Here is a 19,558-nt window from a genome sequence, read left to right as displayed (position 1 = left end):
CGCCAAAGGACTTTTCATGACACATCTTTCGCGGCTGCGCGCCGCCACGGCCATCCTCGTGCCTTTCGCCGGCCTCGTCCTCGCCCCTTCGTCGGCGCTCGCACAGGCAAGTTCGGTCGAAAAGGCCCCCGCCACCCCGATCGCGACGGGCTATCCCGCCGCCGGGTCGGGCGATGGCGCCAACGCCAACGGGTACAATTTGTCGCGCTGGGCCGAGGACTGGCGCGGCATGGCGGACCCGGCAAAGCGCAACGATCCGCTCGACCGGCTCAAGTTCCTGCCGCTCGACTCGAATGGCGACATCTACCTGACGCTGTCGGGTGAAGCGCGGCTGCGGATCAACCACACCACCAACCCCAATCTGCGCGAGAGCAAGGCGCAGCGGCAGGACATTCTGCGGATCGTCGGCGGTGCCGACCTGCACGTGGGCCCGCATCTGCGTGGCTATATCGAGGTCGCGCATGGCGGGATTTCGGGTGTCGAGCTCGGCGCGCCCGCCGCGACGCTGCGCAACGATCTCACCGTCCAGCAGGCGTTCGTCGAGGGTGACGTCGACGTCGGCTCGGTCCAGCTCGGCGCACGGTACGGGCGGCAGGAATTCACCGACGGCCCCAATCTGCTCGTCTCGCAGCGCGACAACAACACGATCCGCTATACGCTCAACGGCATCCGGCTGTGGGCCAAGGGCAAGACCGTCCGCGCCGACCTGTTCGACCTCAAGCCGACCGCTTACGGCGATCTCGGGACCGAGGACGACATCAGCGATCCTGCGCGGCGCTTCTCGGGCGTGTCGCTCGGCTTCGCGGTGCCCAAGACCGCGTTCGGCGGGTCGAGCGTGTTCGTCGACCCGTTCTTCTGGCGGCGCAAGAATTCGATTGGCGCCTGGGGCGGGCGGATCGGCCCGGCGGAGCGTTTCTATGCGGGCGTCCATGCGTATGGCGATGCGGGGCCGGTAACGATCGACTGGACCGCCAACCACCAGTTCGGCACCTATATCGACCAGCGGATCGATGCGTGGCAGTTCTTCGTCGCGCAGACCTACCGTGTCGGCAAGGCCAAGACAGCGCCGCGCGTCGGCGTCCATTTCGATTATTCGAGCGGTGGCGGCGGCTATGGCGGGCGGACGCTGAACAACGCCTATGCGCCGTTCGGCAACAACATCTATTACAGCTACCAATTGTTCCTGACGCCGTCGAACCTCGTCACGCTCGCCCCCAACGTGACCGTATCGCCCGCCAAGTCGCTCCGCGTGACCGCGGAATATGCGCTCAACTGGCGCGCGAATGTCACCGATGCGGTGTACCGCGCAAGCGGCGCGCCATTCGTTGGAACGCAGAACTTCCGCGCCGCGCGGATCGCCAACGTCTCGCGGTTGCAGGCGGTGTGGGCGGTGACGCCGCGCATCTCGGTGACCGGGCGCTACGAGCATCTCGCCGCCGGGCCTGCGCTCAGCGACGCGGGCTTCAAGAGCTCCGATTTCCTCGCCGGCTGGATCAGCCTGCGCTTCTAAGAAAAGGACCCCGATCATCGCTCCCGCTCATCACGCCGCCGCGCGCGCGCTGCTCGCCGATCCGCTGACCAACAAGGGCACCGCCTTTACCGAGGCGGAGCGCGATGCGTTCGGGCTGCACGGGCTGCTCCCGCCGCACATCGGTACCCTCGGCAGCCAGATCGACCGGCGGATGCGCGCACTCGACGGGATGGCGGACGATTTCCACCGCTATGCCTTCCTGCGTGAACTCCAGGATTCGAACGAGATCCTGTTCCACGCGCTGGTCCAGCGCGACCTGCCGCGGATGCTCCCGCTGATCTACACGCCGACCGTCGGCGAAGGGTGCGAGCGATTCAGCGAAATCTGGCACCGCCCGCGCGGGCTGTTCCTGAGCTATCCCAACCAGGGCCGGATCGCGGATATCCTCGCGGACCCGGCATTCGACCGGGTCAAGGTGATCGTGGTGAGCGACGGCGAGCGCATTCTCGGGCTCGGTGACCAAGGCGCGGGCGGGATGGGGATCCCGATCGGCAAGCTAGCGCTCTACACCGCGTGCGCGGGGCTGCATCCGGCGGAAGTGCTGCCGATCCTGCTCGACGTCGGGACCGACAATGCCGCGCGGCGCGACGATCCGCTGTATGTCGGGTGGCGGCATGCGCGGGTGCGCGGCGAGGAGTATGACGGCTTCCTCGAGAGCTTCGTGGCGGCGGTGTCGGAGCGCTGGCCGAACGTGCTGCTGCAATGGGAGGATTTCGCAGGCCATAACGCACATCGCCTGCTCGATCGCTATCGCGACCAGCTGCTGAGCTTCAACGACGATATCCAGGGCACTGCGGCGACCGCGCTCGGCACGTTGCTGTCGGCGATCCGGCGGACCGGCGGCGCGCTTGCGGACCAGCGGATCGTGTTGTTCGGCGCAGGCGCGGCGGGGTGCGGGATCGGCGAGCTGCTGGTGCGCGCGATGGTCGCCGACGGGCTGAGCGATGCCGAGGCGCGCACGCGGATCTGGGCGGTCGACCGCGACGGGCTGATCGTCGCCGGCATGCCCGGGCTGACCCCGCCGCAGACCGCGCTTGCCCGACACGAGACGGACATTCCGACCCCGCTCGACCTGCTCGGCACCGTCCAGCGGATCCGGCCGACCGTGCTGGTCGGCACCTCGGGGCAAAGCGGCGCGTTCGGCGAGGCGGTGGTGCGCGCGATGGCGGCGGGGGTCGAGCACCCGATCCTGTTTCCGCTGTCCAACCCGATCTCGCGCGCGGAGGCGCATCCGACCGACCTGTTCGACTGGACCGACGGCCGCGCGATCGTCGGCACCGGCAGCCCGTTCGGGGTCGCGGGCGTGACGCAGGTCAACAACGTCTTCATCTTCCCCGGCGTCGGGCTAGGCGCGCTCACCGTGGGCGCGCGCTGCGTGACCGAAGGCATGTTCATGGCGGCCGCACGCGAACTGGCGACGATGGACGGCGAAGGCGGCAACCTGCTCCCGCCGATCACCCGGTTGCGCGACATTGCGCTACGCGTCTCGACCGCGGTCGCGCGGCAGGCGGTGGCGGAGGGCGTGGCGCCCGCGAACAGCCCGGCGCCGACCGAGAGCGATATCCTGACGACGATGTGGGTCGCGCGCTACGACTGAAGGGCATAGGCCGACGCAGCCAAAGCTGCCCGTGCGGCGTTGCATTGCGCTATGATCGTGGCGACTGCCCTCCGCTGGTTGCGTCATGTGGCAACGCTCGCACTCCTCGTCGCGCTCGCGCTGGTCGTTTTCCTGGTTGTCCGCCCTGCGCCACAGGATCTGCCGTGGACGCCCCTTCGGCTGGACCAGCCGCCCGGGCTGTTCACCGGGCGCAAGCTCGCAGCGTTGGCGCGCGACGCGCCTGCCTGTCGCGCGCTGCTGCGCGGTGCAGGCCTGAAATTCGCCGCGGTGCCGCCACATGGCAGCGATCAATGCCGCATACAGGACAGCGTGCGCATCGTGCCGCGGCAAGAGATGCTGGTGCTCAGCCCAGCGGTCGCCACCGCCTGCCCGGTCGCCGCCGGCCTGCTGCTCTGGCAGGCACAGGTGGTCCAGCCCGCCGTGCAGCGCCTGCTCGGGACGACGGTGGCGCGGATCGAACATCTCGGCAGCTACTCGTGTCGTCGGATGTACGGCCGATCGGGTGGCAGCTGGAGCGAGCACGCGACGGGGAACGCCATCGACGTCAGCGCATTCGTGCTGGCGGACGGACGACGCGTGTCGGTACTGCGCGACTGGTCCCGTGACGATGTGCGCGGGCGGTTCCTGCACGCGGCCCGCGATGGGAGTTGCCGTATCTTCGCGACCGTCCTGTCGCCGGACTATAACGCCGCACACCGTGACCATCTGCATCTCGACGAGGCAGACCGGGGCAACTTGGGCTGGCGCGCCTGTCGCTGACCGGCGAAGCAGCCGCAAGGCGCGCGATGACGCGACGTTGCGCCGGCCCTGAAAAATGTTTCTGCCACCGTCCAATTCATTAGAAAACGTTTTAAATATTCTTTATAAAAGCTTTTGTTAATAACTAGGTAATTTGAGCCGGCCATGGTCTTGGCGCGTAAGGCGGATGTCTGGATAGAAAATTGTTTCACGACGATGACACTGGCGGCGATGAAACGGGTCGTCTTGCCGCGCTCCATCGCTACGATTTGTTTGGCAGTCCGCCGGAGCCTGATTTCGACAAGATGACCGCCCTTGGAGCGGAATTGTTCGAAGCGCCGATCTGCGCGATCGTCCTGGTCGCCGAAGATCATCTGTGGCTGAAATCGCATCATGGGACGGATTTGACCATCCTCGCCAAAGCAAAGTCGTTCTGCAGCGAGGCGATCGGCGATAGCGCGCCGCTGCTGGTCGCGGATGCAACGACCGATCCACGTTTTGCACATAGCGAGCTGGTGCAGCTTGCCGGTATTCGCGCTTACGCCGGCGCACCGTTGACCACCGCCGATGGCCATCGGATCGGGACCTTCTGCGTGCTGGACACGATCACGCGCCAATTCACCCCGCAACATGCCGCAATGCTGACGCGCATGGCGGGCATCGTGGTCGACCTGTTCGAGCGGCGTTACGGGGACCGCGTTTCGGAAATCCTGGCGCCCTTCGCGCAAGGCGCCCACATGGCGCTGATCACGACCGACGGGGCCGGCCGCGTGTCGTTCTGGAACGTGGGCGCCGAGGAGATGTTCGGCTATAGCCGCGCGGAAATGACCGGGCAGGATATGGCGCGGATCGTTCCGCCCCGTTTCCGCGGTTCGCATCCGGACGGTTTTGCCCGGGTCGCGGCAGGCGCGGAATCGAACCTCGCGGGCCGGCCGCTCGAACTCATGGCGCTGCGTAGCGACGGGTCGGAATTCCCGATCGAATTGTTCCTGACCATCTGGCGCGGACCGCTTGGCGTCGGATTTGGTGCACAGATCCAGGACATTTCGGAGCGTCGCAGTCGCGAAGAGCAGCTCGAATATCGCGCAAATCATGACCCGCTCACCGGCCTGCTCAACCGCACGGCGTTCAAGGCGTGCGTGTCCGCGCATCTGCGCAAGAACGCCAGCGCTGCGGTGATCGTGTTCGATCTGGACGGGTTCAAGACCGTCAACGACGACCTCGGCCACGCCACCGGCGATGCGCTGCTGCAGGCGCTGGCGCTGCGCACCCTGGCGTTTACCCGGGACGGCGAGGTCGTTGCGCGGCTCGGCGGGGACGAATTCGCGTTGCTGCTCGCCGACGGCAGCGAACTGGGCGCCATTCGGGAGCGTGCCAAGACGTTGCTCGAGCTGATCAATCGTCCTTTCGCGGTCAACGGATACCAGTTGAAGCTGGCCGGCAGCGTGGGGATCGCGATCGCTCCCTTGCAGGCGCGCGATACCGAAGCGTTGCTGATCCGGGCCGATCTTGCGCTGTTCAAGGCCAAGAACGATGGCGGAAGCCGGTACCGCATCTTCGACACGGGGATGGAAAAGCAGCTCGCAGCGACCCGCGTGTTCCAGGACGAACTCCGCCACGCCTTTGCCAAGCAACAGTTCGAACTCCATTTCCAGCCGCAAGTGAGCCTGGCAGACGGCCGCCTGGTGGGCGCCGAGGCCTTGTTGCGCTGGCGCCATCCGACCTTGGGCCTGCTCTTCCCGAAGGCATTCCTGTCCATTCTGGAAACCCATGCGCTCGCCTTCCAGACCGGCGGGTGGGTGCTGGACGAAGCCTGTCGCACGCTCGCGCAATGGCGACTCGCCGGGCTTTCGGGGATCCGCATGGGGGTCAACCTGTTCGCCGCGCAGCTCCATGCCGGCATGCTCGTCGAAACGGTCGAAACGACGCTCGCGCGGCACGGCCTGGCGCCGGCGGACCTGGAGCTGGAAATCACCGAGACGATCGCGTTGCGCCAGGATCGGCGGGAGCTCGACCCGCTGCGGACGCTCCATACGCGCGGCGTCGGGATCGCGTTCGATGATTTCGGAACGGGCTTTGCATCGCTCAGCGCGCTGAAGACCTTTCCGCTGTCCCGCCTCAAGATCGACCGCTCGTTCGTCCAGGACGTGGTGAGCGACGCCCATAGCCAGGCGATCATCAAGGGTGTCGCGACGATCGGGCGCAATTTGGGGATCAACGTCATCGCGGAAGGGATCGAGACCCGCGCGCAGGCGGAGGCCCTGCGCGAGGCGGGCTGCGATGCCGGCCAGGGGTTTCTGTACGGACGCGGCGTCCCGGCGGACGCCTTCCTGGCGCGGTATCTCGACAACCCGCGGTCCTATGCCCCCGCATTGGACGAGGCGGAGGCCTGAGCGCTTGCCAACCTTTCGCGCGTCGCAGCTTAGGACCGGAATGCGACGCCCTCTTGCGCCGCGGCGCACAAAAGCTAAGCCCCCGCAACGACACGAGCCTTATTGTGAACACACGTGGGAAGCAGGAGATCTGATGCATTTCAGAGCGATGCCCAAATCCATGCTGCGCCGCGCGCGATGGCTTGCCCTCACCTGCACCGCGCCGCTGGTCGGACTGTGCGCCACCTCGTCGACGCAAGCGGCGTCGTCATCCTTCGATCTGGTCGGCCCCAAGGTCGAGGTCACGGTCAAGCATGGCGCGGTGACGCTGCCGCTCGAGTCGGTCCCCAATCTCGTCGAGGGCGATCTCGTTTCGGTCAAACTCGATTTGCCGGAGGAGCAGACCGAGGGCTTTCGCATCGTGGCGGGCTTCCTGCGTGGTGCGATCGACCGGCCTGCCAAGGACTGGTTTCACGAGGCGCGTAGCTGGAAAGGCAAGGGCGCCGATTTTTCGCTGACCGTCCCCAAGGGCGCGCAACAGATGGCGCTGCTCGTCATTCCCGAAAGTGGCGGTGGCGCCAATGCCGTGATCAGCACGGTGCGCAAACGGCCCGGCGCGTTCGTCCGCGCGGTGCAGGAACTCAACCAGGCGACGCTGGACCGGGCCCGGCTCGACGCCTTCCTGCGCGAAACGCTCAAGGCCGAACGGCAGAACCCCGAAAGCGTCTCCGCCGCCTCGCAGGTGCTGACGCGCAGCCTGTCGATCAAGCTCAAGGCGGAATGCCTCCAGCAACCCGCCGAGCTGCAGGCCGCCTGCCTAACCGGCGACCGCGAGACGTTGTTGCTGGCCGACACGCACAGCTCGGCACTGGCCTCCACCCTCGCTGGCGCGCCGACCGATCTCGCCTTCCAGCTCAGCGCGACGCCCCAGGCAGGCTACGGCTCGTACAGTTCGTACATCGGCGTGGTGCGCGACATGTTCCGCCTGCTCGGTGCGTTCCAGTCGACCCAGCTGCAGTTCATCCCGGCACTGGCCCAGATCGGCAACGGGCGCGCGACCCTGCTGCTCAACACGCCCTTGTCCTTTGCCAAGCCGACGTCGGTCATGGTCGTCGCGATGCCCGCGATCGAGGCTGCAAAGCCGCCCCCCTTGCGTCCCTCCACGCCCGACATCGCGCTGTGCGCGTCCCCCGACATGGTGTTGCCGGTCGAGGGCGCGCCGTTGATCTACGCAACGCAATTCGCCCGCGAGATGGCGTTGCGGCTGAAACGTCCGGACGGCACGCTGGTCGACGTTCCGGTCCACGCCGAGGCGCGCCGCGGCGGCTATGTGCTGGACGGGCCCATTCCGAACGGACCGTTCGGGGGCGCGATTCCGGCGCAGCTGCATGGCACCTGGGGCTTTACCCCGTTTGACGGGCCGAACTTCGCCTTGTCCAACCCACTCGTCAACAGTTGGAAGACGGCCGAGGGCACGTCGCTCGTCGTCGGCCGCGCCAACGATGTCGAGATCCTCGGCGGCGGCGCGGGCTGCGTGTCGCAGGTTTCGGTGCGCCGGGGCGACGGGGCGCCCCGGCCGGTACCGTGGAAGCAGGCGGGCACCCGCGGGATCGTCGCGACGCTGCCCCTCGAAAAAATGGCTCCGGGACCGGTCTCGATCGTGATCGAAGGGGTTGCCGGATCGACCCCGGCCGTGGTGACGCTGTCCGCCCTGCAGGAGGCCAGCAGCGTCGACGAACTGTCCTTCCACGCGGGGGATGGCGAGGCGATCCTGACCGGTGCCCGGCTCGACCAGGTGCGCAGCATGACGATGGGGCCGATGACGTTCCATCCCGGGGGTTTGACGCGGGTCGACAATCAGGACCGGCTGACGCTGCTCGCGAACGACCCGGCGCAGGCGCAGACGATCGGCGCGGGAACCAGCCTGACCGCGGAAGTGACCTTCAGCGCGGGCCGCCGCAAGACCATGCCGGTGACGATTGCCGCACGCCGGACCGGGGCGGTGCTCGTCCGGATCGCGGGCCAGACGCCCGCGCACGACGGCACCATCCCCATCGTCATGCGCGACCCCAACGTGTTCGCGCAGGACGCACGGATCAGCTTCGCGTTTCACAAGGATGCGATGGAGCCGCTCGATGGCCAGGAGTCGATCGAGGTCGCGACCGCGGACGGGCGTGCATCCGGAATCATAAAACCCGGCAAGGGCTATGATCTGCAGGACGCGGCGACCGGGATCATCGCGTTTTCGCCGATCGAGGCACTGGGCGCGCTGGCCTACGGTCCGGTCCGCTTCCGGGTCTGGCATGACGACATCGCGTCCAACTGGACGCCGCTGGCAACGATCGTACGCTTGCCCGACATCCGCTCGGTCAGTTGCCCCGGGCGCGAGCGCTGCCAGATCGGCGGGGACCGGCTGTTCCTGGTGAAAGCGATCGGCGCGAGCGAACAGCCCGATTCGATGCAGGCGATCCCCGACGGCTTCGTCGCCGCCAAGATCACCACGCCAGCGAGCCGCGACGGTCGGATCTATCTCCAATTGCGCGACGCGCCGCAGGCCTTTGCGACGGTGTCCACCACGAACCGGTAGCAGTGCAGCATTGGTGCGGACGATGAGGATCCTTCCCCATCGTCCGCGGCTCAACCGAACCGGATCACGAACAGGCTGGCATTGTCGCTGCCATCCCGCGCCAAGGCGTTGGCGACCGCCGCGCCGGCAATGGCAAGGATCGCGGGCGACGCCGCCCCGGCAGATACAAAACGCTGCACGGGCAGCGACTACGCAGCAAAGGATGTGAGTCAGTCAATCGAAACACGGTCGGATCAACGCCTTGTCGGATGAAGCTGCCGAAATGGCGGGGCGTGCGGACGCTATCCGGGTCTGGACAGGCGGGCGGAAGGACCGGTAACGCCGCGCGGATGAGCATTACCGCAACGATCATGAACACGGCCACCGGCCAGCCCATCCAGAAAATGGTTTTCGGCCGGATGCCCAAGCCGTGGGTGTCCTTCAATCTCGAGACCGGCGAGCTCGTCACCGCCGACCGCGTCGAAGTCGGCAAGCCCGCGCCGGGCAAGTTCGCGGTGCCGGTGGCGGTGTGGGTCACGCCCAAGGGCTGATTCGCCACCCCTCAAACGACAACGCCGGTCATGGCATCAGGACGCATCTCGCGGTAAGGGCCGGCGATGTTGCGCATTACCGAACTGGCCCTTCCGCTCCATCATCCCGATGAGGCGCTCCCCGCTGCGATCTGCAAGCGGCTCAAGATCAGCCCACGCGACCTGATCCGCTTCAAGGTCGCGCGCCGTGCGCACGATGCGCGCGACAAGATGGCGATCCTTCTGGTCTATTCGCTCGATGTCGCGGTGAAGAACGAGGCGACCGTGCTCGCCAAGTTCCGCAAGGACCGCAATGTCGGCACGACGCCCGACACCCGCTACAAATTCACCGCGCAGGCCCCCGCCGTGCAGAGCGAGATCCGCCCGGTCGTGATCGGCGCTGGCCCGTGCGGGCTGTTCGCCGGGCTGATCCTCGCGCAGATGGGGTTCCGCCCGATCATCCTCGATCGCGGCAAGGTCGTGCGCGAGCGGACCAAGGACACCTGGGGGCTGTGGCGCAGGAGCGTGCTCAACCCCGAATCGAACGTCCAGTTCGGCGAAGGGGGTGCCGGCACCTTCTCCGACGGCAAGCTCTACAGCCGGATCAAGGACCCGCGGCACCTCGACCGAAAGGTGCTGACCGAGTTCGTCAAAGCGGGCGCGCCCGAGGAAATCCTGACCGAAGCGCATCCGCACATCGGCACGTTCCGGCTGGTGACGATGGTCGAGAGCATGCGCGAGAGCGTCGAGGCGCTCGGCGGCGAATATCGCTTCCAGCAGCGCGTCGAGGGGATCGATATCGAAACCCGCGGCGACGGCAGCCGCCACGTGCGCGGGCTCCACATTCACGACGGCAGCTATCTGCGCGCGGATCATGTCGTGCTCGCGATCGGGCACAGCGCGCGCGACACGTTCAAGATGCTCCACGAGGCTGGGGTCTATGTCGAGGCCAAGCCCTTCTCGCTCGGGGTGCGGATCGAGCATCCGCAATCGTGGATCGACACCGCGCGCTTCGGGCCGAGTGCTGGCAACCCGATCTTGGGGGCGGCCGACTACAGCCTGTCGCACCACTGCAAGAACGGGCGGACGGTCTACAGCTTCTGCATGTGCCCGGGCGGCACCGTCGTCGCGGCGACCTCGGAGGAAGGCCGCGTCGCGACCAACGGCATGAGCCAATATTCGCGCAACGAACGCAACGCCAATTCGGGGCTGGTCGTGGGCATCGACCCCGAGCCCGACTATCCGGGCGATCCGCTCGCGGGGATCGCGTTCCAGCGGCACTGGGAGTCGCTCGCTTATGTCGCGGGCGGGTCGAGCTACAAGGCGCCCGCGCAACGGCTGGGCGATCTGCTCGAGGGCAAGCCGTCGTCCGCGCTGGGGCAAGTCGTGCCGTCCTATCGCCCCGGCGTGACGATGGGCGACCTGTCCGAATGCCTCCCCGAGTTCGCGATCACCGCGATGCGCGAGGCGCTCCCGGTGTTCGGGCGGCAGATCCCGGGGTACGACCATCCCGACGTGCTGCTGACCGGAGTCGAGACGCGCACCTCCTCGCCGGTCCGCTTCAAGCGCGGCGACGATCTGCAGAGCCTCAACACGCGCGGGCTGTATCCGGCGGGCGAAGGGGCTGGCTATGCGGGGGGCATTCTCTCGGCGGCGGTCGACGGGATCAAGATCGCCGAGGCGGTGGCCGCGAGCCTCACGCAGACGGCGATGCCGCTGCCGGAGTGAACCGAACGGTCCAACCTTTGTTGTGCACTGCAACACAAAGGGAGATTGACGATGGCCAGCACGGCCAAACCCCTCACCGCCGAGCGCGCGATCCTGATCCTCGGCTGGGTCGCGACCGCGACGGCGGTGATGATGTACGTGTCGTACATCTCGCAGATCCAGCTCAACCTTGCCGGGCACAAGGGATCGGTGATCCAGCCGCTGGCGACGGCGGTGAATTGTACCTTGTGGGTGGCGTATGGGCTGCTCAAGCCGCAGCGCGACTGGCCGGTGGCGCTGGCGAATGCGCCCGGCGTGGTGCTGGGCGCGATCACGTTCGCAACGGCGTTGTAACGGTATAGCCCCTCCCCTTCAGGGGAGGGGTTGGGGTGGGGCAGTCCAGCAAAGCAACCTCTCTGCGAGACACAGCCCCACCCCCGGCCCCTCCCCTGAAGGGGAGGGGCGAAGCCCGACTACTACGCCAGCGTCATCAAACTCGCATTCCCGCCGGCCGCGGTGGTGTTGATCGAAACCGAAACCTCCTCGCACAACAGATCCAGCGGATACGCATCCGCCCGCGCCACCACGGCCGCGCTCGATGCGCCATGCAGCGACACGATCGCCCCCTCCCGCGCCGCCAGCGCGCGCGAAGCGGCGGCGACGTCCGCCGCATCCCCCTCGACCAGCGCGCCCGCCAGCGCATCGACCTCGGAGAGCCCTTGCGACGGCCAGCTGATCCGCGCCGCCACCGCCGCGGGCATGCCCGCCGGAGGCACCGCAAGCGGACCGCCCGGAATAACCACCGCATGGTTCCCCGTCGCGAGCACCGCGCCGATCTGCCGCCAGAGCCCGTGCGCGGTCCGCGCGATCACCGCGATCCGCCCGCGCGGGTGGAGCGCGTAGCGGTTGGTCTCGCCGACCGGCCCGGCCAGCTCGACGGTATAGCCAAGCCGCGAGCGATCCGCGATCGCGCCGACCGCCGCCGCCATGGCGGGCTCGCCCTGCGTCCCGAGCCAGGTCGCCAGCACCCGCGCGACGGAATCGCCCGTGCCCGCCTCCGACGGCGTGGCGGCCGCAGACGCCTGCACCAGTCGCGTGAGATACATCGGTCCGCCTGCCTTGGGCCCGGTTCCCGAAAGCCCACGCCCGCCGAATGGCTGGACACCGACGACCGCGCCGATCGTGTTGCGGTTGACGTAGAGGTTCCCCGCGCCGATCCGCCGGGTCACATGCTCGATCGTCGCATCGAGCCGGGTATGCAGCCCGAAGGTCAGCCCGTAGCCGGTCGCGTTGATCGAATCGATCAGTGCGTCCAGCCCGCCGCTGCGATACCGCAGCACATGGAGCACCGGCCCGAACACCTCGCGCCCGATCTGCGCGATAGCGTCGATCTCGATGATCGTCGGCGCGACGAAGGTGCCGTGTTCGGTCTCGAGCGCAAGCCGTGCCTGCTCGACGCGGTGCCCCGCAGCCTTCATCCGCGCGATATGATCCTCGATCCCGTCGCGCGCCTGCGCGGTGATGACCGCGCCGATGTCGACCGCGAGCCGGTCGGTCTTGCCGATCACCAGCTCCGCCACAGCGCCGCGCAGCATCGCCAGCGTGCGATCCGCGACTTCCTCCTGCAGGCACAGCACGCGCAGCGCCGAGCAGCGCTGCCCCGCGCTGTCGAACGCGGACGCAAGCACGTCGCCGACGACCTGCTCCGCCAGCGCGGACGAATCGACGATCATCGCATTCTGCCCGCCGGTCTCGGCGATCAGCGGGATCGGCGTGCCCTGCGCGGTCAGCCGCCCGGCGAGCTGGCGCTGGATCGTCCGCGCGACCCCGGTCGATCCGGTGAAGATCACGCCCGCAGTGGCGGGCGCGCCGACCAGCGCGGCGCCGACCGCGCCATCGCCGAGCACGAGCTGGACGACCGCCTCGGGCACTCCCGCCGCATGGAGGATCCGCACCGCTTCCGCGGCGATCAGCGGGGTCGGCTGCGCCGGCTTGGCGACCACCGGGTTGCCCGCGACCAGCGCGGCGGCGATCTGCCCGGTGAAGATCGCGAGCGGGAAGTTCCACGGGCTGATGCACGCGATCGGCCCGAGCGGCGTCGCACCGCCGAGCGTCTCTCGCGCCTGCATCGCGTAATAGCGCAGGAAATCGACCGCTTCGCGCACCTCGGCGATCGCATTCGCGGCGGATTTGCCCGCCTCGCGCATGACCAGCCCCATAAGTGTCGGCATCGCCTGTTCGAGCGCGTCCGCCGCGCGATCGAGACACGCCGCGCGGTCGCCGACCGAAGTCGCGGCCCAGGATGCCGCGACACCGGCCGCGCGCTCCATTGCGGCGGTCGCCTCCGCATCGGAATGCTCGAACACACGACCGACGATATCGCGGTGGTCGGCGGGGTTGCGGACGAGCACCGGCGCGCGACCGTCTTCCACGCCCGCGCTCCAGTCCTGCTGCGCGCTTGCGACCAATGCGTCGCCAAGCGCGAGCAGGCTCGCCTCGTCGCTCAGGTCGAGGCCTGCCGAGTTGCGGCGTTCACCGTAGATATCAACGGGCAGCGCGATCTCGTCATGCGGCGCGCCGGGCACCGGCATCGCGCGGACGATCTCGACCGGATCGGCGATCAGGTCCTCGATCGGCACCGCAGGGTCGCCGATCCGGTTGACGAACGACGAGTTGGCACCGTTCTCGAGCAAGCGTCGGACGAGATACGCGAGCAGCGTCTCGTGCGTGCCCACCGGTGCATAGACTCGGCACGGGCGCGCAAGGCCATTCGCGCCGACGACCTGGTCGTACAAAGGCTCCCCCATGCCGTGGAGGCACTGGAACTCGTAATCGCCGACGACAAAGTCCTCGCCCGCAAGCTGGTAGATCGTCGACAGCGTCTGCGCGTTGTGCGTCGCGAATTGCGGGAACACCGCGTCGCGCGCCGCCAGCAATTTCCGCGCGCACGCGATGTACGCGACGTCGGTGTAGATCTTGCGCGTATAGACCGGATAGCCCGACAGCCCGTCGACCTGCGCGCGCTTGATCTCGGCATCCCAATAGGCGCCCTTGACCAGCCGGATCATGATCCGCCGCCCGGTCCGCCGCGCGAGCGCGATGACGAAATCGATCACCAGCGGGCAGCGCTTGCCGTAGGCCTGGACAACGAAGCCCAACCCCTTCCACCCGTCGAGCGCGGGATCCTCGGCGAGCGCCTCGAGCAGGTCGAGCGACAGTTCGAGCCGGTCCGATTCCTCGGCATCGATGTTGAAGCCGATGTCATAGCCCTTGGCGAGCAAAGCGAGCCCGCGCACGATCGGCAGCAATTCGATCATCACGCGTCCTGCCTGGGCGCGGCTGTAGCGCGGGTGGAGTGCCGACAGCTTGATCGAGATCCCCGGCCCGCCATAGACGCCGCGCCCTTCCGACGCTGCGCCGATCGCGTGGATCGCCTGTTCGTAGTCGCGCAGATAGCGCGCCGCGTCCGAAGCGGTCGTCGCTGCCTCGCCGAGCATGTCGTAGGAGAAGCCGTAGCCGCGCGCCTCACGATCCTTTGCGTGGCGCAGCGCCTCGTCGATCGTCTGGCCGGTGACGAACTGCTCGCCCATCATCCGCATCGCGAGATCGACCCCGCGGCGGATCACCGGCTCGCCGACCCGCGCGACCAGCCGCGTCAGCGCGGTGGCGAGACCACGATCGTCCGCGCTTGCGGTGAGCTTGCCCGTGACGACCAGCCCCCAGGTCGCGGCGTTGACGAACAGCGAGCGCCCGTCCCCGATGTGCGATGCCCAGTCGCCGCCGCCGATCTTGTCGCGGATCAGCGCATCGCGCGTCGCGGTGTCGGGGATGCGGAGCAACGCCTCGGCGAGGCACATCAGCGCGACGCCCTCCTGGCTCGACAGCGCATATTCCTGGACCAGCGCCTGCACCCCGCCACGCGCCTTCGATCCGCGCAACCCCTCGATCAGCGCGCGCGCGGTCCCGGCGGAGGCGCGGCGGACCGCGTCGGGCACGGTGGCCGCCGTGACCAGCGGCGGGACGCAGACCGGCTCGGGCGTCCGCGTGGCGGCGGTGATCGCCGATCGCAGCGGATCGGCGGTGCGGATCATCGGGGCGAAACGGGCGAACGGCGTGCGCTGGTCGGTGGTCATGGCAGTCCTTCGGGCAGGTGCGATCCGCTATAGCAGCACACCCCTGGGGAATCCGTCCGATCATGCTTGACTAGGACGCCATATCGACCCCAATTGGATGCGATGACAGGTACAGTTCCTACGCAACGCGCCATTGTTGGTGAACTTGACCGGTTCGATCAGGCGATCATCGCTGCGTTGGCGCAGGACGGCCGGATGACCGTCACCGATCTGGCGGAGCGGATCGGCCTGTCCAAGACGCCTACGCAGGTTCGCCTGAAACGGCTGATCGACCAGGACTATATCCTCGGCTTTCGCGCGGTGACCAATCTCGCCAAACTCGGGCTCGACCATGTCGCCTTCACCGAGGTCAAGCTGTCCGACACGCGCGAGAGTGCGCTGCGCGACTTCAACGCGGCGGTGCGCAAGATCCCCGAGGTCGAGGAATGCCATCTGATCGCGAGCAGCTTCGATTATCTGCTGAAGGTCCGCACCACCGACATCCGCCGCTATCGCTACGTGCTCGGCGAGAAGATCTCGAGCCTGCCGCACGTCGCGAGCACCTCGACCTTCGTCGCGATGGAAACGATCCTCGATCACGATCGCTGAATGGCGCAAAAAGGGTGGTGGGCGATGACGGGCTCGAACCGCCGACATTCTCGGTGTAAACGAGACGCTCTACCAACTGAGCTAATCGCCCGCGCGACTCAACGACAAGGTCGGTTCGGCGTGCCGGGGCCAATGCCACCGGTCTGCGGACAGGGCAAGCCCGTTCATTCGTCAGCCGATGGCTAAGCCGGCATGCCGGACCGCCGCGACATAGTTGCGCATCCCGAGACTGGCGCGAGCCGATAAGACCATGAACGCGCGGCGACGGTCGAAGGGATCCGGGCGACGTTCGAACAACCCGGCCTCGGTCATGCGCGCGATCCAGCGCAGCGCTGTCGTCGGCGCGACGGCGGCGGCGATGCACAGGCTGGACACCGAAACCTGCACGCGCTCCAGCTCCGCGGCGAACAAATCCAGCAACATGTCCCACGCCGGGTCCTCAAACAGTCCTGCTCCGAAAAACTGGTCCCGCAGGCGACGCGCGCGGATCGTATCCCGCACGTCGCGGACTCGAATGTCGGAGCGGTCCGCCGAGGGGCCGGTGCGATAGCTGAGGCTGGTATCCGTTACCAATCCGACCCGTACCGCCTCGTCTTCGCCGCGAGTCAGGCGGGTCAGCGTTTCGGCGATCCGCGCAATTTCCTCGTTCAGCCGCATCAACCGCGCCGCCTCGCCATTCGGTCCGATTTCATGAACCCGCTCGAGCGTGGGACTGAGCGCGAGGCAAAGGCTGCCGACGCATTCCGCGACCGATGGCGCGCATAACAGGTCCACCGGGGCCGCGCCGATCGCGGAAGCGACGAGATCGATCTGGGACGGTTCCAGGACGATGACGACGCTCGCGTCGCGCATGCCGGCAAGATCGGCGAGCAGCGGCAACACGTCCTCCAGGACAGCATCGGCAACCCCGATGGTCTCGGCGAGGATCACCCGACATAAGGCTTGTCGCTCGAGCCGGGGGCCCGCCTCGGCCCAGGACAGATGCGCCTGCAGCCTTGCCCCGCTGGCCAGGACTGCCATGCCCCCCGTGGTACGGCCGGAGATCGGAGCTTCGTCCGCGATCACCAGCACCGACCGGCGATCCGCTCCCGCGCCATCAGCTCCGGTGCCGGCGAGCCATTCGACGTCTGCCTGTCGTGTCATTCCGCGCTCCCCCCAGATGCGGCCGCAAAGGTCTATGTAAAGTACGCATTTTGCCAAAGGCGAAACAGCGTCGATCACGCCATTTCGGTGCATGTCCCTGCAATTGGGCTGGTAACCGTCGCGCCGGTACCACCGGAATGGTGCAGGTTTTCCGACACTATTCGTAGATCGAACCAATGTCGTCGAACTCGGCGTGCAGCAATCCCATCGCCGCGGTTCCCAGCGCTCCGGCACCAAGCGCGATCCAGAATGCACCTGCCGCCGCCGCGAGCAGCCAGCCAAGGATCGTACGGGCATCGATCGTTCCGAACTGTCGTTCGAGCTGATGCTGTTGAGCAAGCTGAAGCGCCTCGCGCGAAAAATGACCGTTCGCCAGATCGGCGAAATAGGGTGCCAGCGTAACGGAGGACACCGCCGTAAACGCCACCATGACGATCAGCGCGATCACGAAATACGCGCCGAACAGGGTCCAGAAATGCCCCTTGCTCAATGCCCAGCCCTCACCGAGCGCGATCCGGCGCCGCAGCATCGTCAGCGGAAAAATGAGGGACATCCGAACCTGCAGATAAACGCTGAGGGCGACGACGGTTATCACGACGGGGATCGCGAGCAGCACGCCCGCGATCGGCGAGGCGACGCTGAGAAGGGCGATCAGAAAGGTCGCGATCATCAGGACCGTCAGCCACGCGACCGTGAACAGGATGGCCAGGACCGCCCCCACCCCCAGCAGGCGCAGTTCGTCGAAACCGAGACGCAGGAACGCAAACCGACTTTCCTGCGGCCGCACGGCAGCGCGCAGTCCTGCTGCGTAAAGGACGATGACCAGCAGGAGCATGCCCAAATTGAGCACGGACAGCTGGCTCATCACCCCTGGGAGGGCAGTCGGGGCGACCGACGACCCGGTGCCGCGCTGCAGCGCCACCATATCGTGAACCAGCGGCCGCATCGTCAGGGCCAGGATGCCATTCATCCCGAGATACAGCACTGCCCACACCAGCACGGCACCGATCCGCTCGCGCAGCAGCCGAAAGCCGCCGCCGATAATATCCCCTACCGTCATCGTTCACCCGCCCCGATCATCGTGCCCATGCCGATTGGAGCGGAAGGCCAGACGTTAGTCCAGCGACTTGACGATTTCCTCGACCATCTTCTTGGCGTCGCCCAGCAACATCATGGTATTGTCCATGTAGAACACGTCGTTGTCGACGCCGGCATAACCGACCCCGCCCATCGAGCGCTTGATGAAGAGCACGGTCTTGGCCTTTTCGACGTCGAGCACCGGCATGCCGTAGATCGGCGAGGTCTTGTCGGTCTTGGCCGCCGGGTTGGTCACGTCGTTCGCGCCGATGACGAAGGCGATGTCGGTCTGCGCGAATTCGCTGTTGATGTCCTCCAGCTCGAACACGTCGTCATACGGCACGTTCGCTTCCGCGAGCAGCACGTTCATATGCCCCGGCATGCGGCCCGCGACCGGATGGATCGCATATTTTACGCGGACCCCGTGCGCCTTGAGCTTGTCGCCCATTTCGCGCAGCGCGTGCTGCGCCTGGCTGACCGCCATGCCGTAGCCGGGGACGATGATCACTTGCTCCGCCTGTCCGAGCAGGAACGCCGCGTCGTCGGCGCTGCCGCGCTTCCATGGGCGCTGTTCCTTGGCCTCGCCCCCCGCCGCCGCCGCATCGCCGCCGAAGCCGCCCGCGATCACGCTGATGAAGCTGCGGTTCATCGCCTTGCACATGATGTAGCTGAGGATCGCGCCGGACGATCCGACCAGCGCGCCGGTGATGATCATCGCGGTGTTGTGGAGCGTGAACCCCATCGCCGCCGCCGCCCAGCCCGAATAGCTGTTGAGCATCGACACGACGACCGGCATGTCCGCGCCGCCGATCGGCACGATCAGCAGGAAGCCGATGACGAAGCTGAGCAGCGTGATCGTCCAGAACACCCAGGCGCTCTGGTCGAGCGTGAAATAGGCGACCAGCCCGAGGATCCCCGCGAGCACCGCGAGGTTGATCACGTGCCGTCCCGGCAGGAGGATCGGCTTGCCGCCCATATTGCCGTTGAGCTTGAGGAAGGCGATCACCGATCCCGAGAAGGTGATCGCGCCGATCGCGACGCCGAGCCCCATTTCGATCCGGCTCTGGACGAAGATCACGCCCTGCTCGGCGATCCCGAACGCGCCCGGATTGAGGAACGCCGCGCAGGCGACGAGGACGGCCGCCATGCCGACGAGCGAGTGGAAGGCGGCGACGAGCTGCGGCATGTCGGTCATCGCGATCCGGCGCGCGGTCACCAGTCCGATCACGCCACCCAGCGCGATCGCCGCCAGGATCTCGACCACGGTGACCGTATCGACGTGCGAGAAGAACGCGACGAAGTCCTCGCCACCGGTCGTGCCGACCGCGACCAGCTGAATCGTCGGGACATGCGTCACCAGCGTCGTCACCACCGCGATGGTCATGCCGATGATGCCCATCCGGTTGCCGCGTTGCGACGTCGCCGGGCTGGAGAGCCCGCGCAGCGCGAGGATGAAGCACACCCCCGCGACGAGATACGCCAGCGACGCCCAGGGATTGACGGTGATGTGTTCCATGATGCTCAATCCCATTCCGTCACCCCGGCGAAGACCGGG

At 67.2% G+C, this 19,558-nt stretch carries 14 protein-coding genes and 1 tRNA gene; 9 read left to right on the top strand and 6 right to left on the bottom strand.

Annotated features, from left to right (window positions below):
* Window positions 1-16: 16 nt before the first annotated feature.
* The 5 genes from L8G49_RS08735 to L8G49_RS08715 all read left to right on the top strand — a co-directional run bounded on the left by L8G49_RS08735 (window position 17) and on the right by L8G49_RS08715 (window position 8,846).
* Window positions 17-1,510, top strand: coding sequence for an alginate export family protein (locus L8G49_RS08735; RefSeq protein WP_242184326.1), 1,494 nt, complete (start codon window positions 17-19; stop codon window positions 1,508-1,510).
* Window positions 1,428-3,128, top strand: a complete 1,701-nt coding sequence (locus L8G49_RS08730; protein WP_347272053.1) for an NAD-dependent malic enzyme — start codon at window positions 1,428-1,430, stop codon at window positions 3,126-3,128. The genes L8G49_RS08735 and L8G49_RS08730 overlap by 83 nt, the downstream gene beginning before the upstream one ends.
* Window positions 3,129-3,179: 51 nt before the next feature.
* Window positions 3,180-3,908 carry an extensin family protein gene (locus L8G49_RS08725; RefSeq protein ID WP_242184324.1) on the top strand — a complete coding sequence of 243 codons (729 nt, stop codon included), beginning with the start codon at window positions 3,180-3,182 and terminating at the stop codon, window positions 3,906-3,908.
* A 182-nt stretch (window positions 3,909-4,090) separates the two neighbouring features.
* Window positions 4,091-6,280 (top strand): EAL domain-containing protein, encoded by a 2,190-nt coding sequence (locus L8G49_RS08720; protein WP_242184321.1) that lies wholly within the window; start codon window positions 4,091-4,093, stop codon window positions 6,278-6,280.
* A gap of 133 nt (window positions 6,281-6,413) precedes the next feature.
* Entirely contained in the window at window positions 6,414-8,846 is a 2,433-nt protein-coding gene (locus tag L8G49_RS08715) for a hypothetical protein (protein WP_242139768.1), read from the top strand.
* Between the two features lie 50 nt (window positions 8,847-8,896).
* Here L8G49_RS08715 and L8G49_RS20985 read toward each other — a convergent pair whose 3' ends face one another.
* Entirely contained in the window at window positions 8,897-9,025 is a 129-nt protein-coding gene (locus L8G49_RS20985) for a hypothetical protein (RefSeq protein WP_277923171.1), read from the bottom strand.
* A 150-nt stretch (window positions 9,026-9,175) separates the two neighbouring features.
* On the opposite strand from L8G49_RS20985, the gene L8G49_RS08710 reads away from it, so the two are divergent.
* The 3 genes from L8G49_RS08710 to L8G49_RS08700 all read left to right on the top strand — a co-directional run bounded on the left by L8G49_RS08710 (window position 9,176) and on the right by L8G49_RS08700 (window position 11,416).
* Window positions 9,176-9,376 carry a hypothetical protein gene (locus tag L8G49_RS08710; RefSeq protein WP_010214848.1) on the top strand — a complete coding sequence of 67 codons (201 nt, stop codon included), beginning with the start codon at window positions 9,176-9,178 and terminating at the stop codon, window positions 9,374-9,376.
* Window positions 9,377-9,442: 66 nt separating this feature from the next.
* Window positions 9,443-11,083 (top strand): NAD(P)/FAD-dependent oxidoreductase, encoded by a 1,641-nt coding sequence (locus tag L8G49_RS08705; RefSeq protein WP_242184319.1) that lies wholly within the window; start codon window positions 9,443-9,445, stop codon window positions 11,081-11,083.
* A gap of 51 nt (window positions 11,084-11,134) precedes the next feature.
* Entirely contained in the window at window positions 11,135-11,416 is a 282-nt protein-coding gene (locus L8G49_RS08700; RefSeq protein ID WP_242184318.1) for an SWEET family sugar transporter, read from the top strand.
* A 122-nt stretch (window positions 11,417-11,538) separates the two neighbouring features.
* Here the strand turns inward: L8G49_RS08700 and putA are convergent, their stop codons facing one another.
* A complete protein-coding gene (gene putA / locus L8G49_RS08695) occupies window positions 11,539-15,195 on the bottom strand; it encodes a trifunctional transcriptional regulator/proline dehydrogenase/L-glutamate gamma-semialdehyde dehydrogenase (protein WP_242184294.1) in 3,657 nt (1,218 codons plus the stop codon).
* 102 nt (window positions 15,196-15,297) lie between these two features.
* Here putA and L8G49_RS08690 point away from each other — a divergent pair, with 102 nt between their 5' ends.
* Window positions 15,298-15,783, top strand: a complete 486-nt coding sequence (locus tag L8G49_RS08690; RefSeq protein ID WP_242184278.1) for an Lrp/AsnC family transcriptional regulator — start codon at window positions 15,298-15,300, stop codon at window positions 15,781-15,783.
* A 15-nt stretch (window positions 15,784-15,798) separates the two neighbouring features.
* On the opposite strand, the gene L8G49_RS08685 is transcribed toward L8G49_RS08690, so the two are convergent.
* From L8G49_RS08685 to L8G49_RS08670, 4 genes are all read right to left on the bottom strand, one after another.
* Window positions 15,799-15,874, bottom strand: a tRNA-Val gene (locus L8G49_RS08685).
* Window positions 15,875-15,954: 80 nt separating this feature from the next.
* The gene (locus L8G49_RS08680; RefSeq protein WP_242184255.1) at window positions 15,955-16,926 is read right to left on the bottom strand and encodes a hypothetical protein; all 972 of its coding nucleotides are present in this window, start codon (window positions 16,924-16,926) and stop codon (window positions 15,955-15,957) included.
* A gap of 157 nt (window positions 16,927-17,083) precedes the next feature.
* Window positions 17,084-17,986, bottom strand: coding sequence for a hypothetical protein (locus L8G49_RS08675; protein ID WP_242184253.1), 903 nt, complete (start codon window positions 17,984-17,986; stop codon window positions 17,084-17,086).
* A 54-nt stretch (window positions 17,987-18,040) separates the two neighbouring features.
* Window positions 18,041-19,519, bottom strand: a complete 1,479-nt coding sequence (locus tag L8G49_RS08670) for an NAD(P)(+) transhydrogenase (Re/Si-specific) subunit beta (RefSeq protein WP_242139774.1) — start codon at window positions 19,517-19,519, stop codon at window positions 18,041-18,043.
* Window positions 19,520-19,558: the final 39 nt, after the last annotated feature.

This window comes from Sphingomonas sp. CARO-RG-8B-R24-01, from assembly GCF_022662295.1.
GTDB lineage: Bacteria > Pseudomonadota > Alphaproteobacteria > Sphingomonadales > Sphingomonadaceae > Sphingomonas.
This window is presented reverse-complemented; position numbering and strand designations above follow the sequence as displayed.

What these genes read in the sequence shown, in the direction of transcription:
- L8G49_RS08735 (WP_242184326.1), top strand. Translation starts at nt 17, where the DNA reads ATGACACATCTTTCGCGGCTGCGCGCCGCCACGGCCATCCTCGTGCCT.
- L8G49_RS08725 (WP_242184324.1), top strand. Translation starts at nt 3,180, where the DNA reads ATGATCGTGGCGACTGCCCTCCGCTGGTTGCGTCATGTGGCAACGCTC.
- L8G49_RS08715 (WP_242139768.1), top strand. Translation starts at nt 6,414, where the DNA reads ATGCATTTCAGAGCGATGCCCAAATCCATGCTGCGCCGCGCGCGATGG.
- L8G49_RS08710 (WP_010214848.1), top strand. Translation starts at nt 9,176, where the DNA reads ATGAGCATTACCGCAACGATCATGAACACGGCCACCGGCCAGCCCATC.
- L8G49_RS08705 (WP_242184319.1), top strand. Translation starts at nt 9,443, where the DNA reads ATGTTGCGCATTACCGAACTGGCCCTTCCGCTCCATCATCCCGATGAG.
- L8G49_RS08700 (WP_242184318.1), top strand. Translation starts at nt 11,135, where the DNA reads ATGGCCAGCACGGCCAAACCCCTCACCGCCGAGCGCGCGATCCTGATC.
- putA (WP_242184294.1), bottom strand. Translation starts at nt 15,195, where the DNA reads ATGACCACCGACCAGCGCACGCCGTTCGCCCGTTTCGCCCCGATGATC.
- L8G49_RS08690 (WP_242184278.1), top strand. Translation starts at nt 15,298, where the DNA reads ATGACAGGTACAGTTCCTACGCAACGCGCCATTGTTGGTGAACTTGAC.
- L8G49_RS08680 (WP_242184255.1), bottom strand. Translation starts at nt 16,926, where the DNA reads ATGACACGACAGGCAGACGTCGAATGGCTCGCCGGCACCGGAGCTGAT.
- L8G49_RS08675 (WP_242184253.1), bottom strand. Translation starts at nt 17,986, where the DNA reads ATGACGGTAGGGGATATTATCGGCGGCGGCTTTCGGCTGCTGCGCGAG.
- L8G49_RS08670 (WP_242139774.1), bottom strand. Translation starts at nt 19,519, where the DNA reads ATGGAACACATCACCGTCAATCCCTGGGCGTCGCTGGCGTATCTCGTC.